The 14,399-nt window shown below is 76.2% G+C and carries 14 protein-coding genes; 12 read left to right on the top strand and 2 right to left on the bottom strand.

Going from position 1 to position 14,399, the window contains the following annotated elements:
* Positions 1 to 12: 12 nt before the first annotated feature.
* Positions 13 to 1,377 (top strand): phosphoglucosamine mutase, encoded by a 1,365-nt coding sequence (gene glmM / locus ACRYM6_RS10160; RefSeq protein ID WP_432542760.1) that lies wholly within the window; start codon positions 13 to 15, stop codon positions 1,375 to 1,377.
* A 7-nt stretch (positions 1,378 to 1,384) separates the two neighbouring features.
* Here glmM and coaA read toward each other — a convergent pair whose 3' ends face one another.
* A complete protein-coding gene (gene coaA, locus ACRYM6_RS10155) occupies positions 1,385 to 2,371 on the bottom strand; it encodes a type I pantothenate kinase (protein WP_432542759.1) in 987 nt (328 codons plus the stop codon).
* Between the two features lie 87 nt (positions 2,372 to 2,458).
* On the opposite strand from coaA, the gene glmS reads away from it, so the two are divergent.
* From glmS to rimI, 9 genes are all read left to right on the top strand, one after another.
* Entirely contained in the window at positions 2,459 to 4,321 is a 1,863-nt protein-coding gene (gene glmS, locus ACRYM6_RS10150) for a glutamine--fructose-6-phosphate transaminase (isomerizing) (RefSeq protein ID WP_432542758.1), read from the top strand.
* Positions 4,322 to 4,422: 101 nt separating this feature from the next.
* Positions 4,423 to 4,776: a holo-ACP synthase gene (locus ACRYM6_RS10145; RefSeq protein WP_432542757.1), complete on the top strand. Its 354-nt coding sequence runs from the start codon at positions 4,423 to 4,425 to the stop codon at positions 4,774 to 4,776.
* Positions 4,773 to 6,209: a bifunctional ADP-dependent NAD(P)H-hydrate dehydratase/NAD(P)H-hydrate epimerase gene (locus tag ACRYM6_RS10140; protein WP_432542755.1), complete on the top strand. Its 1,437-nt coding sequence runs from the start codon at positions 4,773 to 4,775 to the stop codon at positions 6,207 to 6,209. The genes ACRYM6_RS10145 and ACRYM6_RS10140 overlap by 4 nt, the downstream gene beginning before the upstream one ends.
* A gap of 24 nt (positions 6,210 to 6,233) precedes the next feature.
* Complete coding sequence (alr, locus tag ACRYM6_RS10135; RefSeq protein ID WP_432542754.1) at positions 6,234 to 7,490, top strand: alanine racemase; 1,257 nt, start codon at positions 6,234 to 6,236, stop codon at positions 7,488 to 7,490.
* On the top strand, positions 7,487 to 8,515 hold the full coding sequence (locus ACRYM6_RS10130; protein ID WP_432542753.1) for an alpha/beta fold hydrolase: 1,029 nt from the start codon (positions 7,487 to 7,489) through the stop codon (positions 8,513 to 8,515). The genes alr and ACRYM6_RS10130 overlap by 4 nt, the downstream gene beginning before the upstream one ends.
* The gene (gene tsaE / locus ACRYM6_RS10125) at positions 8,512 to 8,994 is read left to right on the top strand and encodes a tRNA (adenosine(37)-N6)-threonylcarbamoyltransferase complex ATPase subunit type 1 TsaE (RefSeq protein WP_432542752.1); all 483 of its coding nucleotides are present in this window, start codon (positions 8,512 to 8,514) and stop codon (positions 8,992 to 8,994) included. The genes ACRYM6_RS10130 and tsaE overlap by 4 nt, the downstream gene beginning before the upstream one ends.
* Positions 8,991 to 9,764 (top strand): alpha/beta hydrolase, encoded by a 774-nt coding sequence (locus ACRYM6_RS10120; protein ID WP_432542751.1) that lies wholly within the window; start codon positions 8,991 to 8,993, stop codon positions 9,762 to 9,764. The genes tsaE and ACRYM6_RS10120 overlap by 4 nt, the downstream gene beginning before the upstream one ends.
* A gap of 30 nt (positions 9,765 to 9,794) precedes the next feature.
* Positions 9,795 to 10,460, top strand: a complete 666-nt coding sequence (gene tsaB, locus ACRYM6_RS10115; protein WP_432542750.1) for a tRNA (adenosine(37)-N6)-threonylcarbamoyltransferase complex dimerization subunit type 1 TsaB — start codon at positions 9,795 to 9,797, stop codon at positions 10,458 to 10,460.
* Between the two features lie 23 nt (positions 10,461 to 10,483).
* Positions 10,484 to 10,924, top strand: a complete 441-nt coding sequence (gene rimI / locus ACRYM6_RS10110; RefSeq protein WP_432542749.1) for a ribosomal protein S18-alanine N-acetyltransferase — start codon at positions 10,484 to 10,486, stop codon at positions 10,922 to 10,924.
* Here the strand turns inward: rimI and ACRYM6_RS10105 are convergent.
* Entirely contained in the window at positions 10,917 to 12,092 is a 1,176-nt protein-coding gene (locus ACRYM6_RS10105) for a class I SAM-dependent methyltransferase (protein ID WP_432542748.1), read from the bottom strand. The genes rimI and ACRYM6_RS10105 overlap by 8 nt on opposite strands.
* A gap of 206 nt (positions 12,093 to 12,298) precedes the next feature.
* On the opposite strand from ACRYM6_RS10105, the gene groES reads away from it, so the two are divergent.
* Both groES and groL read left to right on the top strand, forming a co-directional pair.
* Positions 12,299 to 12,595 carry a co-chaperone GroES gene (gene groES, locus ACRYM6_RS10100; protein ID WP_012084928.1) on the top strand — a complete coding sequence of 99 codons (297 nt, stop codon included), beginning with the start codon at positions 12,299 to 12,301 and terminating at the stop codon, positions 12,593 to 12,595.
* 90 nt (positions 12,596 to 12,685) lie between these two features.
* Complete coding sequence (groL, locus tag ACRYM6_RS10095) at positions 12,686 to 14,302, top strand: chaperonin GroEL (protein WP_432542746.1); 1,617 nt, start codon at positions 12,686 to 12,688, stop codon at positions 14,300 to 14,302.
* Positions 14,303 to 14,399: the final 97 nt, after the last annotated feature.

The raw sequence follows: 14,399 nt of genomic DNA, 5'->3' as shown, positions 1-14,399 counted from the left end.
AAGGGGACGAACGTGGGGCGGCTCTTCGGGACCGACGGGGTGCGGGGGCTGGCGAACGTCGACCTGACCGCCGAGACGGCGATGGGGCTGGCGGTGGCCGCGGCCACCGTCCTCGTCGACGACACCGGCCAGGCCCGGCCGCGGGCGATGGTGGCCCGCGACCCGCGCGCCTCGGGGGAGTTCCTGTCCGCGGCCGTGGTCGCCGGGCTGGCCGCCTCCGGGGTCGACGTGCTGGACGTCGGCGTCGTCCCGACCCCCGCGCTGGCGCACCTGGTCGACACCTCCGGGGCCGACTTCGGCGTGATGCTCTCCGCGTCCCACAACGCCATGCCGGACAACGGGCTGAAGATCTTCGCCCGCGGCGGCACGAAGCTGCCCGACGACGTCGAGGACCGCATCGAGGCCGCGTACCGCTCCGGCACGGCGCGCCGCCCCACGGGGGCGGGGGTCGGGCGGGTCCACGCCGGTCCCGACGTGGAGCAGGACGCCCAGGACGCCTACGCCGACCACCTGCTGTCGACGCTGCCCGGCGGGCCGTCGTCCCTGGCGGGGCTGCACGTCGTCGTCGACTGCGCCCACGGCGCGGCGAGCGCCCTCTCGCCGCGGGTGCTGCGCGAGGCCGGGGCCCGGGTCACCGTCCTGGCCGCCGCCCCCGACGGGCTGAACATCAACGACGGCGTGGGTTCCACCCACCTGGGCCCGGTCCGGGCGGCCGTCGTCGCGCACGGCGCCGACCTGGGCCTGGCCCACGACGGGGACGCCGACCGGTGCCTGGCGGTGGACGCGGCGGGGAACGACGTCGACGGCGACCAGATCATGGCCGTCCTGGCCCTGGCCCTGCGCGACCGCGGGCAGCTCGTGGAGGACACGCTCGTCGCGACCGTCATGAGCAACCTCGGCCTCAAGCTCGCCATGCAGCGCGAGGGCGTCACCGTGGTCGAGACGGCCGTCGGCGACCGGTACGTGCTGGAGGCCCTCAACGCCGGGCGGTGGAGCATCGGCGGCGAGCAGAGCGGGCACGTGGTGCTCCCGGCGCACGCCCGCACCGGCGACGGCGTCCTGACGGGGCTGCACCTGATGGCCCGGATGGCCGAGACGGGCCGCTCCCTGGCCGACCTGGCCGGCGTCGTGCAGCGGCTGCCGCAGGTCCTGGTCAACGTCCGCGGGGTCGACAAGTCCCGCGCGGGCTGCGACGACGACCTGCTCGCCGCCGTGGCCGGGGCCGAGGCCGAGCTCGGCGCGACCGGCCGGGTGCTGCTGCGCCCCAGCGGCACCGAACCGCTCGTGCGGGTCATGGTCGAGGCCGCCCACCAGGAGCAGGCGCAGGCCGTCGCCGACCGGCTCGCCGACGTGGTGCGCGTCCGCCTGGCGCTGTGAGGACCGGTCAGACCTTGCGCAACCGCACCTGACGCACCGAGTGGTCGGCGCCCTTCTGCAGGACGCAGGTCGCCCGGCCGCGCGTCGGCAGCACGTTCTCGGCCAGGTTCGGGCCGTTGATGTCGTTCCAGATCCGCCCGGCCCGCGCGACGGCCTCCTCGTCGGTGAGGGCGGCGTAGCGGTGGAAGTACGACTCGGGTTTCGAGAACGCCGTGCGGCGCAGTTCCAGGAACCGGTGCACGTACCAGTTCCGCACGTCCTCGCTGCGGGCGTCGACGTACAGGGAGAAGTCGAAGTAGTCGCTGACCGCGACGCCCTGGGTCCCGTCGGCGCGGACCCGCGCCGGTTGCAGGACGTTCAGCCCCTCGACGATGAGCACGTCGGGGGAGCGGACCACGATGTGCTCGTCCGGGACGATGTCGTAGACGAGGTGGGAGTAGACCGGCGCCCGCACCTCGGGGACGCCGGACTTCACCGCGGCCAGGAACCGCAGCAGCGCGCGCCGGTCGTAGCTCTCGGGGAACCCCTTGCGGTGCAGGATGCCGCGCCGTTCCAGCTCGGCGTTCGGCATCAGGAAACCGTCCGTCGTGACCAGTTCGACCCGGGGGGTCTCGGGCCAGTGCGACAGCAGTTCGCGCAGGACGCGGGCGGTGGTGGACTTGCCGACGGCGACGGACCCGGCGATGCCGATGACGAAGGGGGTGCGCTGCACGTCCTCCCCGAGGAACGTGGAGGTCGCCGCGTGCAGCGACCCGGCGGACCGGTCGTACAGGGTCAGCAGCCGCGACAGCGGCAGGTACACCTCCTCGACCTCCCGCAGGTCGACGCGGTCGCCGAGGCCGCGCAGCCGGGCGACGTCCTCGGCCGTCAGGGTCAGCGGGGTGCTGGCGCGCAGGGCGCTCCAGTGCGCCCGGTCGAGCACCACGTACGGGGTGGGGGTGCTCGCCGACCCCGCCGCTACCGAGGACAGCGACGCCGACGCACCCGAGCTCACCGGCGAGAGGCTACCCGGTGGCCCCGGCGGGCGACGCCCCGGCGAGGCCGGGGCCGCGCGCCGGGACGGGACCGTACCCTCGATCCCATGTGCGGAATCGTCGGGTACGTGGGGGCTGCCCAGCAGGGCACCGAGGTGGTCCTGGAGGGCCTGCGGCGGCTGGAGTACCGGGGGTACGACTCGGCCGGGATCGCCGCCGTCACGCCCGAGGGCGTGCAGACCCGCAAGAAGGCGGGCAAGCTCGCCAACCTCGTCGAGGTCCTGGGCGCCGACCCGCTGCCGGCGACGGCCACGGCCATCGGCCACACCCGCTGGGCCACCCACGGCGGCCCCACCGACGCCAACGCGCACCCGCACGTGGGGGTCGGCGGCCGGGTCGCCGTCATCCACAACGGCATCGTGGAGAACTTCGCGACGCTGCGCGCCGAGCTGGTCGCGACCGGGGTCGAGTTCACCAGCGAGACCGACACCGAGGTCGTCGCGCACCTGCTGGCGCGCGCGTACGACGGCGACGGCGGGGCCGGCGGGGACCTCACCGAGGCCATGCGCGCGGTCTGCCTGCGGCTGGAGGGCGCGTTCACGCTGCTCGCCGTGCACGCCGACGCGCCCGACACCATCGTCGGCGCGCGCCGCAACTCCCCGCTGGTCGTGGGGCTCGGCGACGGCGCGAACTACCTGGGCTCGGACGTCGCGGCGTTCATCGGGTCCACCCGCGAGGCCCTGGAACTGGGTCAGGACCAGGTCGTGACGATCACCCCGACCTCGGTCGCCGTCACCGGTTTCGACGGCACGCCCGTGGAGGGCCGCCGGTTCCACGTGGACTGGGACGCCGCGGCCGCCGAGAAGGGCGGGTACCCCTCGTTCATGGCCAAGGAGATCCACGACCAGCCGCAGGCCATCGCCGACACGCTGCTGGGCCGGGTCGACGCGGCCGGCCGGTTGCAGCTGGACGAGATGAAGATCCCCGAGGCGGAACTGCGCAGCATCGACAAGATCGTCGTCATCGCCTGCGGGACGGCCGCGTACGCGGGGCAGGTCGCGAAGTACGCCGTCGAGCACTGGTGCCGCATCCCCGTCGAGGTCGAGCTCGCCCACGAGTTCCGCTACCGCGACCCCGTCGTGTCCGAGCGCACGCTCGTCGTCGCCATCTCCCAGTCCGGGGAGACGATGGACACGATCATGGCGGTGCGGCACGCCCGCGAGCAGGGCGCGAAGGTCCTGGCGATCTGCAACACCAACGGGTCGACGATCCCGCGCGAGTCCGACGCCGTCCTCTACACCCACGCCGGTCCGGAGATCGCCGTCGCGTCGACGAAGGCGTTCCTGGCCCAGATCACCGCCTGCTACCTGCTGGGGCTGTACCTGGCCCAGCTGCGCGGGAACAAGTTCGCCGACGAGGTCGGGGAGGTCCTGGCCCAGCTGCACGAGATCCCCGGGCAGGTGCGGCAGGTCCTCGACGGCCTGGAGCAGGTCCGCGAGATCGCCCGCTACATGGCCGACACCCGCTCGGTGCTGTTCCTGGGCCGGCACGTCGGGTACCCGGTCGCGATGGAGGGGGCGCTGAAGCTGAAGGAGCTCGCCTACATCCACGCCGAGGGTTTCGCGGCCGGGGAGCTCAAGCACGGCCCCATCGCGCTCGTCGAACCCGGCCAGCCGGTGTTCGTCGTCGTCCCCAGCCCGCGCGGGCGCGACTCGCTGCACTCCAAGGTCGTCTCCAACATCCAGGAGGTCCGCGCCCGCGGGGCCCGGACCCTGGTGATCGCCGAGCAGGGCGACACCGCGGTCGAGCCGTTCGCCGACGTCGTGATCCGCATCCCGCGGACCTCGACGCTGCTGTCGCCGCTGCTGGCCGTCGTGCCGCTGCAGGTGTTCGCCTGCGAGCTGGCCACCGCCAAGGGGCTCGACGTCGACCAGCCCCGGAACCTGGCGAAGTCCGTCACCGTGGAGTGAGCACCCCCGCGTGATCGTGGCCGACCCCCCGCCGTCGGGCGTCGCGGGCCCTCGTGGGAGCGTGACGCCGGCGGAGGTCGGAGGCGTGGAGGGGTGCACGGATGATCATCGGCATCGGGATCGACGTCGTCGACGTCGCCCGTTTCAGGCGACAGGTCGAGCGCACGCCGCTGCTGCTCGAACGGCTCTTCGGGGACGGTGAGCGCGGGCTGCCGCCGGAGTCGCTCGCGGCCCGGTTCGCGGCCAAGGAGGCCGTCGCGAAGTCCCTCGGCGCGCCCGTGGGGCTGGTGTGGCGCGACGTCGTCGTCGAGCGCGAGGACGGGCACCGCCCGCAGATCGTCGTCAAGGGCAGCGCCAAGAAGATCGCCAAGGAGATGGGCGTGGGCACCTTCCACCTGTCCCTGTCGCACGACGCCGGCATCGCCACCGCCATGGTGGTCGCGGAGGGCAAGTGATCGGCGCGCACCGCGCGCAGGACGTCCGCGCGGCCGAGCGGGCCGCGCTGGCGGGCCTGGCGCCGGGGACGCTGATGGACCGCGCCGCCGCTGCCCTCGACGTGGTGTGCGCCGACCTGCTGCGGGACACCACCGCCGGGGTCGCGGGCCGCTCGGTCGTCGTCCTGGCCGGGTCCGGCGACAACGGCGGTGACGCGCTGCTGGCGGCCGCCCGGCTGGCCCGGCGCGGCGCGGCGGTCACCGCGCTGCTGACCGCCGACCGCGCGCACCCCGGGGCCCTGGCCGCCGCCGGTCGCGCCGGGGTGCGGTCGCGGCCCTGGGTACCGGGGGACGAGGCGGTCTGCGCCGCCGCCGACCTCGTCCTGGACGGCATCGCCGGCCTCGGCGGTCGCGGCGGCCTGCGGCCGGCCCTCGAGGGGCTGTCCGCGCTGACCGGGCCCGTCGTCGTGGCCGTGGACCTGCCGTCGGGCCTGGACGCCGACTCCGGCGCCGTCACCGGCGAGGTGGCGGCCGCCGACGTGACCGTGACGTTCGGCACCGCCCGGCCCGCCCACCTGCTCGGCCCGGCCGCCGGGTTCTGCGGCCGGCTGCTCGTGGCCGACATCGGGCTGGGCGAGCTGCCCGCGCCCGCCGTGGAGCGGGTCGAGCCCGCCGACGTCGCCGCCCGCTGGCGCCGCGCCCGGCCCGCGGACGACAAGTACTCCCGCGGCGTCGTCGGCGTCGTGGCCGGCGGGCCGGACTACACCGGCGCCGCGGTCCTGGCCGTGGAGGCCGCCGTCCGCGCCGGCGCCGGCATGGTCCGCTACCTCGGCCCGGACCACCCCACCGAGCTGGTCCGGCAGCGCCGGCCCGAGGCCGTCGCCGGGCCGGGCCGGGTGCAGGCGTGGGTCCTGGGCCCGGGCGTCTCCCCGGACGACCCCGAGCAGCAGGCCCGGGTCCGCGACGCGCTGGCCTCCGGCGAACCGGCCGTCGTCGACGCCGGCGCCCTGGCCGGTCTGCCGGACGCGCTGGGCCCGCAGCACGTGCTGACCCCGCACGCCGGGGAGCTGGCCCGGCTGCTGGGCGTGGACCGGGCCGCGGTGGAGGCCGACCCGCTGACGTTCGCGCGCCGCGCGCACGAGCGGACCGGTGCCACCGTCCTGGTCAAGGGCACCGTCACCACCGTGGTCGGGGACCGGGTGCTGACGGCCGCCGCGGCCCCCGCCTGGCTGTCCACCGCCGGGGCGGGCGACGTCCTGGCGGGGATCCTGGGCGCGGCCCTGGCCTCCCGGCCCGGTGACGACCCGGCCGTGGTGGCCGCCGACGCCGCCGTCCTGCACGGCCGGGCCGCCGAGCTCGCGTCCGCGGGCGGGCCCCTGGCGGCCCTCGACGTCGCCGACGCCGTGCCGGCGGCCCTGACCGGCCTGCCGGGGTGGGACCGGCCCGGGCGCTGAGGCGGGGCCGGGTACCGTCGAGGAGTGCATCCACGACCCGGTGTACCCCTCGACGTCCCGCCCGACCCCGTGGACGACCTGGCGGCGGACGTCCCGGACGGTGCGCCCGCGGTGGCCCTCGTCGACCTGGGGGCGGTCGCGCGCAACGTCGGGGCCGTCCGCGCCGCCGTCGGCCCGGCCGAGGTGATGGCCGTGGTGAAGGCCGACGCCTACGGCCACGGCCTGGTCCCGGTGGCCCGGGCGGCGCTCGCGGGCGGGGCGACCTGGCTGGGGGTCGCGCACGTCCACGAGGCGCTCGCGCTGCGCGCCGCCGGGGTGGACGCGGACGTCCTGGCCTGGATCCTCACCCCCGGCGCCGACCTGGTCCCCGCCGTGCGGGCCGGGGTCGACCTGTCCGTCGCCGCGGTCTGGGCGGTGGAGGCCGTCGCCGCGGCCGCCCGCGCCGCCGGTCGCCGCGCCGACGTGCACCTGGAGGTCGACACCGGGATGTCGCGCGGCGGGGCGTCCCCGGAGCAGTGGCCCGCGCTGCTCGACGCCGTCGCCGGGCACGTCGCGGCCGGTGACCTGCGCGTGCGCGGGACGTGGGCGCACTTCGCCAGCGCCGACGTGCCCGCCGACCCGTCCGTCCCGGCGCAGCTGGCGGCCTTCGAGGCCGCGCTGGCGACCGCCCGCGAGCACGGGGTCGACCCGGGCCTGCGGCACCACGCGAACTCCGCGGCGGCGTTCTTCGTGCCCGCCGCCCGCTACGACCTGGTCCGCGCCGGGCTCGCCGTCTACGGGCTCAGCCCCGCCCCCGAGCGCGCCACGGGCGCGCAGCTGGGGCTGGAACCGGCGATGACGCTGCTGGCCCGGCTCGCGCACGTGCGCCGGGTCCCGGCCGGGGCGGGCGTCTCCTACGGCCTGACGTACACCGTCCCGGCCGCCACGACCCTCGGCCTGGTGCCCGTCGGCTACGGCGACGGGGTGCCGCGGCACGCGTCCTGGGACGGCGAGCGCTCCGGGGAGGTGCTCGTCGGGGGGACCCGGCGGCGCATCGCCGGCCGCGTCTGCATGGACCAGCTGGTCGTCGACCTCGGCGACGACGACGCCGCCCCCGGCGACGTCGCGGTCGTGTTCGGCCCCGGCCGGCACGGGGAGGCGACGGCCGACGACTGGGCCGCCGCCGCCGGGACGATCTCCTGGGAGGTCGTCACCCGCATCGGGGCCCGGGTGCCGCGCGCCTACCGGGAGCACGCCGCGCGCGGGCCCGCCGCGCCGCAGCGGGTGGGGGCGTGCGCGTGAGGCCGTCGCTGCGGGCGCGCCGGCACGCGCCCGGCGCGCGGCGCGAGGAGCTGCACCCGCTGACCGGTGAACCCGTCGAGGTCGTCACCGACGACGGCGCGCGGCTGCACGTCGACGTGGACCCGGTCGGCCCCGCCCACGGCTCCGGCGCCCCGACCGTCGTGCTCTGCCACGGGTACGCCCTGTCCAGCGACTGCTGGCACTTCCAGCGGCTCGCCCTGCGCGGCCGGTACCGCCTCGTCCTCCCCGACCAGCGCGGCCACGGCCGCTCCGGGCGCGGCCCCGCCGGCCCGGTCAGCGTCGCCCGGCTCGCCGACGACCTCGGCCAGGTGATCGACGCCGTCGCGCCCACCGGGCCGGTGGTCCTGGTGGGGCACTCCCTGGGCGGCATGACCGTCATGGAGCTCGCCGCCCGCCGCCCGGACCTGCTGCCCCGGGTGTCGGCCGTCGCCCTGATGGCCACCAGCGCGGGCGGGATGGCCGCCGTCGACCACGGCCTGCCGATGCTGGGGCACCACCTGGTGCGCTGGGCCGAGCTGGCCCTCGAACGCGCCGGGCACCGCTACGACGTCCTCGAGCGCAGTCGGCGCGCGGGCGCGGACCTGGAGCAGCTCCTGGTGCGGCACTGGAACTTCGCCGGCCCCGTCGCGCCGGAGCTGCTGCGCCTGTCGGCGCGGATGATGGCGCAGACCCCCGTGGACGTCATCGCCGACCTGCTGCCCGCGTTCAGCACCCTCGACGAGCGCGAGGCGCTCGCCGGGCTGGCCGGCCGGCCCGTCCTGGTGCTGACCGCCGAGCGCGACCTCATGACCCCCGCCGCGCACGGCCGCGAGATCGCCGAGGCGATCCCCGGCGCCGAGCACGTCCTGGTGCGGGGGGCCGGGCACCTGCTGATGCTGGAGCACCCGTCGGTGGTGACCGCGCGGCTGGAGCGGTTGCTGTCGCGCCGGGCCCCGGTGGCCGGGACCGTGCAGGAGGTCGTCGTCCCGCTGGCGCGGCGCACCCGGGGACGGAGGGCCCGGTGACCGAGCTGGAGCTGCGCACCCCGGAGGAGACGGCCGCGTTCGGGCGCCGCCTCGGGGCGCTCCTGCGGGCCGGGGACCTCCTCGTCCTGGCCGGTGACCTCGGGGCGGGCAAGACGACGTTCACCCGGGGCCTGGCCGAGGGCCTGGGGGTCCGCGGGCCCGTCACCTCGCCCACGTTCGTCATCGCCCGCGAGCACCCGTCCCTGGTGGGCGGGCCGCCGCTGGTGCACGTGGACGCCTACCGGCTCGGGTCGCTGGCCGAGGTCGACGACCTGGACCTGGACACCTCGGCGGCCGAGGCCGTCACGGTCGTCGAGTGGGGCCGCGGCCTCGTCGAGGACCTCGCCGGGGACCGCCTGGAGATCGAGCTGCTGCGCCCGCACGGCGCCGTCGACGTCGAGGGCGACGCGCCCGTCGAGCCCCGGCGCGCGCGGCTGCGGGGCGTCGGCGAGCGCTGGGCGGGGGTCGAGCTGCGGTGAACCTCGCGCAGCGCTCGACCGACGAGCGGGTGCGGGGCTTCTCCCGCCGCCACCGCGACCGCCCGCGCGCCGCGGTCCTGGTCGTGCACGGCTTCACCGCGACCCCGCTGAGCGTGGCCGGCTGGGCCGAGGAGTTCCACGCCGCCGGGTTCGACGTGGAGGTGCCGCTGCTGCCCGGGCACGGCACGACCGTGGCCGACTGCAACCGCAGCACCTGGGCCGACTGGCTGTCCGCGGTCGAGGCGGCGCTGGGCCGGCTGGAGCACGAGGTGGTGCTCGTCGCGGGGATCTCCATGGGCGGTGCGCTGGCGCTGCGGCTGGCGCAGCTGCACCCCGACCGCGTCCACGCCCTCGTGCTGGCCAACCCCGCCGTCGCGCTCGACCCGTGGCGGGCCGGCGCGGTGTGGACGCTGGGCCGGCTGCTGCCGGGGTGGCCGGCGATCGCGGGGGACCTGTCCGACCCCACCGCCTCGGTGCTGGCCTACGACCGGACGCCGCTGCGGGCGCTGGTGTCCCAGACCGCCGGCTGGCGGGACGTGCGGCGCGACCTGGCGCTCGTGCACCAGCCGCTGCTGCTGCTGCGCTCGCGCGTCGACCACGTCGTGCCCGCGCTGTCCTCCCGCCTCGTGCTGGCCGGGGTGTCCTCGACGGAGGTGTCGGAAGTGGTGTACGCCAACAGCTTCCACGAGCTGACCAGCGACCGGGACGCCCCGGCGGTGTTCGCCGCGTCCGTGCGGTTCGCCCGCCGGGCCACCCACCCGCGGGCCTGACGGCGGCGCCCGCGCGCGTACGATCCCCGCGTGCTGCTCCTCGCCCTCGACACCGCGACCGACGGGGTGGCGGTCGCCCTCCACGACGGCGAGCGGGTCCTGCGGTCCGCCCGCGCCGGGACGGCCCGCAGCCACAACGAGGTCCTCGTCCCCACGATCGCCGCGGTGCTGGCCGACGCCGGCCGCGAGCGCACCGACGTCACCGACGTCGCCGTGGGGGTCGGCCCGGGCCCGTACACGGGGCTGCGGGTCGGCATCGTCACCGCGCGCTCGCTGGCGCTGGCGTGGGGCGCGCGCGTGCACGGCGTCTGCTCGCTCGACGCGCTCGCGGCCCAGGCCGCCGCCGGCGGGCTGGACGGGGAGTTCCTCGTCGCCACCGACGCCCGCCGCCGGGAGGTCCACACCGCCCGCTACGTCGCCACCGCCGAGGGGGTGCGGCGGACCGCGGGCCCGGACGTCGGGGCTCCCGCGGACGTCCGGGCCGACGTGCCGGTCGTCGGGTCGGGCACCCGGCTGTACCCCGACGTCCTGGGCGCCGAGCGCGGGCCCCTCGTCGTGGACGGCGGGGCGCTGGCGCAGCTGGCGGTGGACGCGCTCGCCGGGCGCGGGGGGCTGGGCCTGCTGCCGCCGGAGCCGCTGTACCTGCGGCGCCCGGACGCCACCGAGCCGGGGGCGCGCAAGCGCGTCACGGCCTAGCGGCGGCCCGTACCCTCGCGCGGGTGGAGCTGCGGGAGATGCGCTGGTGGGACCTGGCCGACGTGCACGCCCTGGAGGCGGACCTGTTCGACGCCACCGCGTGGTCCCCGGAGTCGTTCTGGGGTGAGCTGGCCCGCCCCAACCGGCGCTTCCTGGTCGCCGTGGAGGACGGGCGGGTCGTCGGGTACGGCGGGATCGCGGTCAACGGCGCCGAGGCCGACGTGCAGACCGTCGGCGTGGCCCGCGACCGGCAGGGCCGGGGGACGGGGCGGGAGCTGCTGCGGGCGCTGCGGGCCGAGGCGGTCGCGGCCGGGGCGAGGCACCTGCTGCTGGAGGTCCGCGCCGACAACGAGCCCGCGCAGCACCTGTACCGCAGCGAGGGGTTCGAGCAGATCGCCCGCCGCGCCCGGTACTACCAGCCCGACGACATCGACGCGCTGGTGCTGCGGGCGCGCCTCAGCTGACGGGGTCGACGACCAGCACGCTCTGCCTGCCCCGCACCCGGGTCAGCACGATCGTCGCCGGGCGGGACCCCTTGAGCGCGAGCTGCTTCCGCAGCTGGTCGGGGTCGACGGCCGTCCCGCGCTTCTTCACCGTCAGCGCGCCGACGTCCAGGGCCCGCAGCCGCGCGCGCAGCGCCTTCAGGCCGAACGGCGCGACCTCCAGGACCCGGAACGAGCGGGTGAAGCCCGACGTGGCCGCGTGGTCGGTCGTGACGTAGGCGATCGTCTCGTCGACCAGCCGGCCGCCGAGGTCGTGCGCAACGCGGCCCACGAGCCCGGCGCGGATGACGGCCCCGTCCGGTTCGTGCAGGTACTCCCCGACGTCCCCGACGGCCGCCACGGGCAGGTCGGTGTCGTCCAGCTCCAGGGCGGTGGAGCCCCGGACCACCCGGGCGCTGCGGCCGGTGCCGGGCCGGGCCAGCGGGCCGCACCACAGGGCGCACTCGACGACGTCGCCGTCCACGGACGTCCACTGCGCCTCGGCGCCGGGCGGCACGAGGTCGTGCGGCAGGCCGGGGGCGAGCTTGGCGCCGGTGGCCGGGACCCGCGCCGCGGTGGCCAGCACGAACGACAGGGGCGGGGAGGTGGCCTCGGGGTCGAAGACGCGCCGCCCGCCGGAGGTGCGCCGCGCCGGGTCGAACCAGGCGCCGTCGGTGGGCGCCAGCTCGTCGACGACCCCGCCGCGCACGTCCTCGCAGCGCACCGGCACCCCGAGGTTGTGGGCGGCGACGGCCGCGGTGACCGGGTCGGCGTCGACGGGCAGGACGTCCAGGCCGGCGTCGAGGAAGGCCAGGGAGTCGGCCCCGACGCCGCAGCCGAGGTCGGCGACCCGGGTCACGCCGGCGGCCGCGAACCGCCGGGCGTGCTCGGCGGCGACGACGGCGCGGGTGGCCTGCTCGGCGCCGGCCGCGGTGAGCAGCAGCTCGTGGGCGCGGGGGCCGAACTTCGCGGCGGCCCGTTCCCGCAGCCGCACCTGGGTGGTGGCCAGGGCGGCGAGCGCCGGGTCGTGCCCGGTGCGGCGCAGCCGGGCGGCGAGGGCGACGGGGTCCTCGGCGGCGGTGCCGGCCAGCTCGGCGAGCAGGGAACGGCCGGCGGGGGACCGCAGGGCCTGGACGTCCTCGGTGTTCACCCGGTGGATGCTGCCAGGAGGGCCCCGGACCTGGCACTCGCCGGTCGTGAGTGCTAACGTCGCGCGCAGCGTCGGTGGCACTCCTCACGGGGGAGTGCCAACGGGGCAGCGGCCGAACGGCACCCGCGACGACGTGCGTCCGCTCCCCACCCCACCGACCGTCCCGTACGCCACGTTCGCTGAAGCAGAAGGGGAGGGCCGCACCAGTGTCGGTCTCCATCACTCCGCTCGAGGACCGCATCGTCGTCAAGCCGCTCGACGCGGAGCAGACGACCGCTTCCGGTCTCGTCATCCCGGACACCGCCAAGGAGAAGCCCCAGGAGGGCGAGGTCCTGGCCGTGGGCCCGGGTCGCGTGGACGACAACGGCAACCGCGTGCCGGTCGACGTCGCCGTCGGCGACAAGGTCATCTACTCCAAGTACGGCGGCACCGAGGTGAAGTACGGCGGCGACGAGCTGCTGATCCTCTCGGCGCGCGACGTCCTCGCCAAGGTCGCCAAGTAAGCGGCACGAGGTCCTGACGCCCCGGGCGCCCGAACACCGGGTGCCCGGGGCGTCCCTCGTTCCGCCCCCAGTCCCGGGAAGGAAGAAGACATGGCCAAGCAGCTCTCGTTCGACGACAGCGCCCGCAAGTCCCTCGAGCGCGGTGTCGACGCCCTCGCCAACGCCGTCAAGGTGACCCTCGGCCCCAAGGGCCGCAACGTCGTCATCGACAAGAAGTGGGGTGCGCCGACGATCACGAACGACGGCGTCACCATCGCCCGCGAGGTCGAGCTCGAGGACCCGTACGAGAACCTCGGCGCCCAGCTCGCGAAGGAGGTCGCCACCAAGACGAACGACGTCGCCGGTGACGGCACCACCACCGCGACCGTCCTGGCCCAGGCCCTCGTCAAGGAAGGCCTGCGCAACGTCGCGGCCGGCGCGGCCCCCTCCGGCCTCAAGCGCGGCATCGACGCGGCCGTCGAGGCCGTCAACGACAAGCTCCTGTCGCTGGCCCGCGACGTCGACGGCAAGGGCGACATCGCCCACGTCGCGACGATCTCGGCCCAGGACTCCACCGTCGGCGAGCTGCTCGCCGACGCGTTCGACAAGGTCGGCAAGGACGGCGTCATCACGGTCGAGGAGTCCTCCACGACCGCCCTCGAGCTGGACTTCACCGAGGGGATGCAGTTCGACAAGGGCTACATCTCGCCGTACTTCGTGACCGACGCCGAGCGTCAGGAAGCGGTCCTCGAGGACGCGTACGTCCTGGTCCACCAGGGCAAGATCTCCACCGTCCAGGACCTGCTGCCGCTGCTGGAGAAGGTCCTCAAGGTCTCCAAGCCGCTGCTGATCATCGCCGAGGACGTCGACGGCGAGGCGCTGTCGACCCTGGTCGTGAACAAGATCCGCGGCACCTTCAACGCCGTCGCGGTGAAGGCCCCCGGCTTCGGCGACCGCCGCAAGGCGATCCTGCAGGACATCGCCACCCTCACCGGCGCGCAGGTCGTCGCCGAGGAGGTCGGCCTCAAGCTCGACCAGATCGACCTGGACGCGCTGGGCACCGCCCGCCGCATCACGGTCACCAAGGACGACACCACGATCGTCGACGGCGCCGGCTCGGCCGACGACATCGCCGGCCGCGTCGCCCAGATCAAGGCCGAGGTCGAGCGCACCGACTCCGACTGGGACCGCGAGAAGCTCCAGGAGCGCCTCGCGAAGCTGTCCGGCGGTGTCGTCGTCATCAAGGTCGGCGCGCACACCGAGGTCGAGCTCAAGGAGAAGAAGCACCGCATCGAGGACGCCGTCTCCGCGACGCGCGCCGCGATCGAGGAGGGCATCGTCGCCGGCGGCGGCTCGGCCCTGGTGCACGCCGTCTCCGTGCTCGAGGACAACCTGGGCAAGACCGGCGACGAGGCGACCGGTGTCGCCCTCGTCCGCAAGGCGGCCTCCGAGCCGCTGCGCTGGATCGCCGAGAACGCGGGCCTCGAGGGCTACGTCGTGGTCGAGAAGGTCCGCTCCCTGGAGCCGGGCAACGGCCTGAACGCCGCGACCGGCGAGTACGTCGACCTGCTGGCCGGCGGGGTCCTCGACCCGGTCAAGGTCACCCGTTCCGCGCTGCGCAACGCCGCGTCGATCGCGTCGATGGTCCTGACCACCGACACCCTCGTCGTGGACAAGAAGGAGGAGGAGCCCGCCGCCGCGGGCCACGGTCACGGCCACGGCCACTGACCTCCCCCACCGCACGACGAAGGGCCCGGTCCCCCCGAGGGGACCGGGCCCTTCCGTCGTCCGTGCACCGCACCACACCGCGCACGGGGTGGAGCGG

Source organism: Kineococcus rugosus, assembly GCF_050871975.1.
In the GTDB taxonomy this organism is placed as follows: domain Bacteria; phylum Actinomycetota; class Actinomycetes; order Actinomycetales; family Kineococcaceae; genus Kineococcus.
This window is presented reverse-complemented; position numbering and strand designations above follow the sequence as displayed.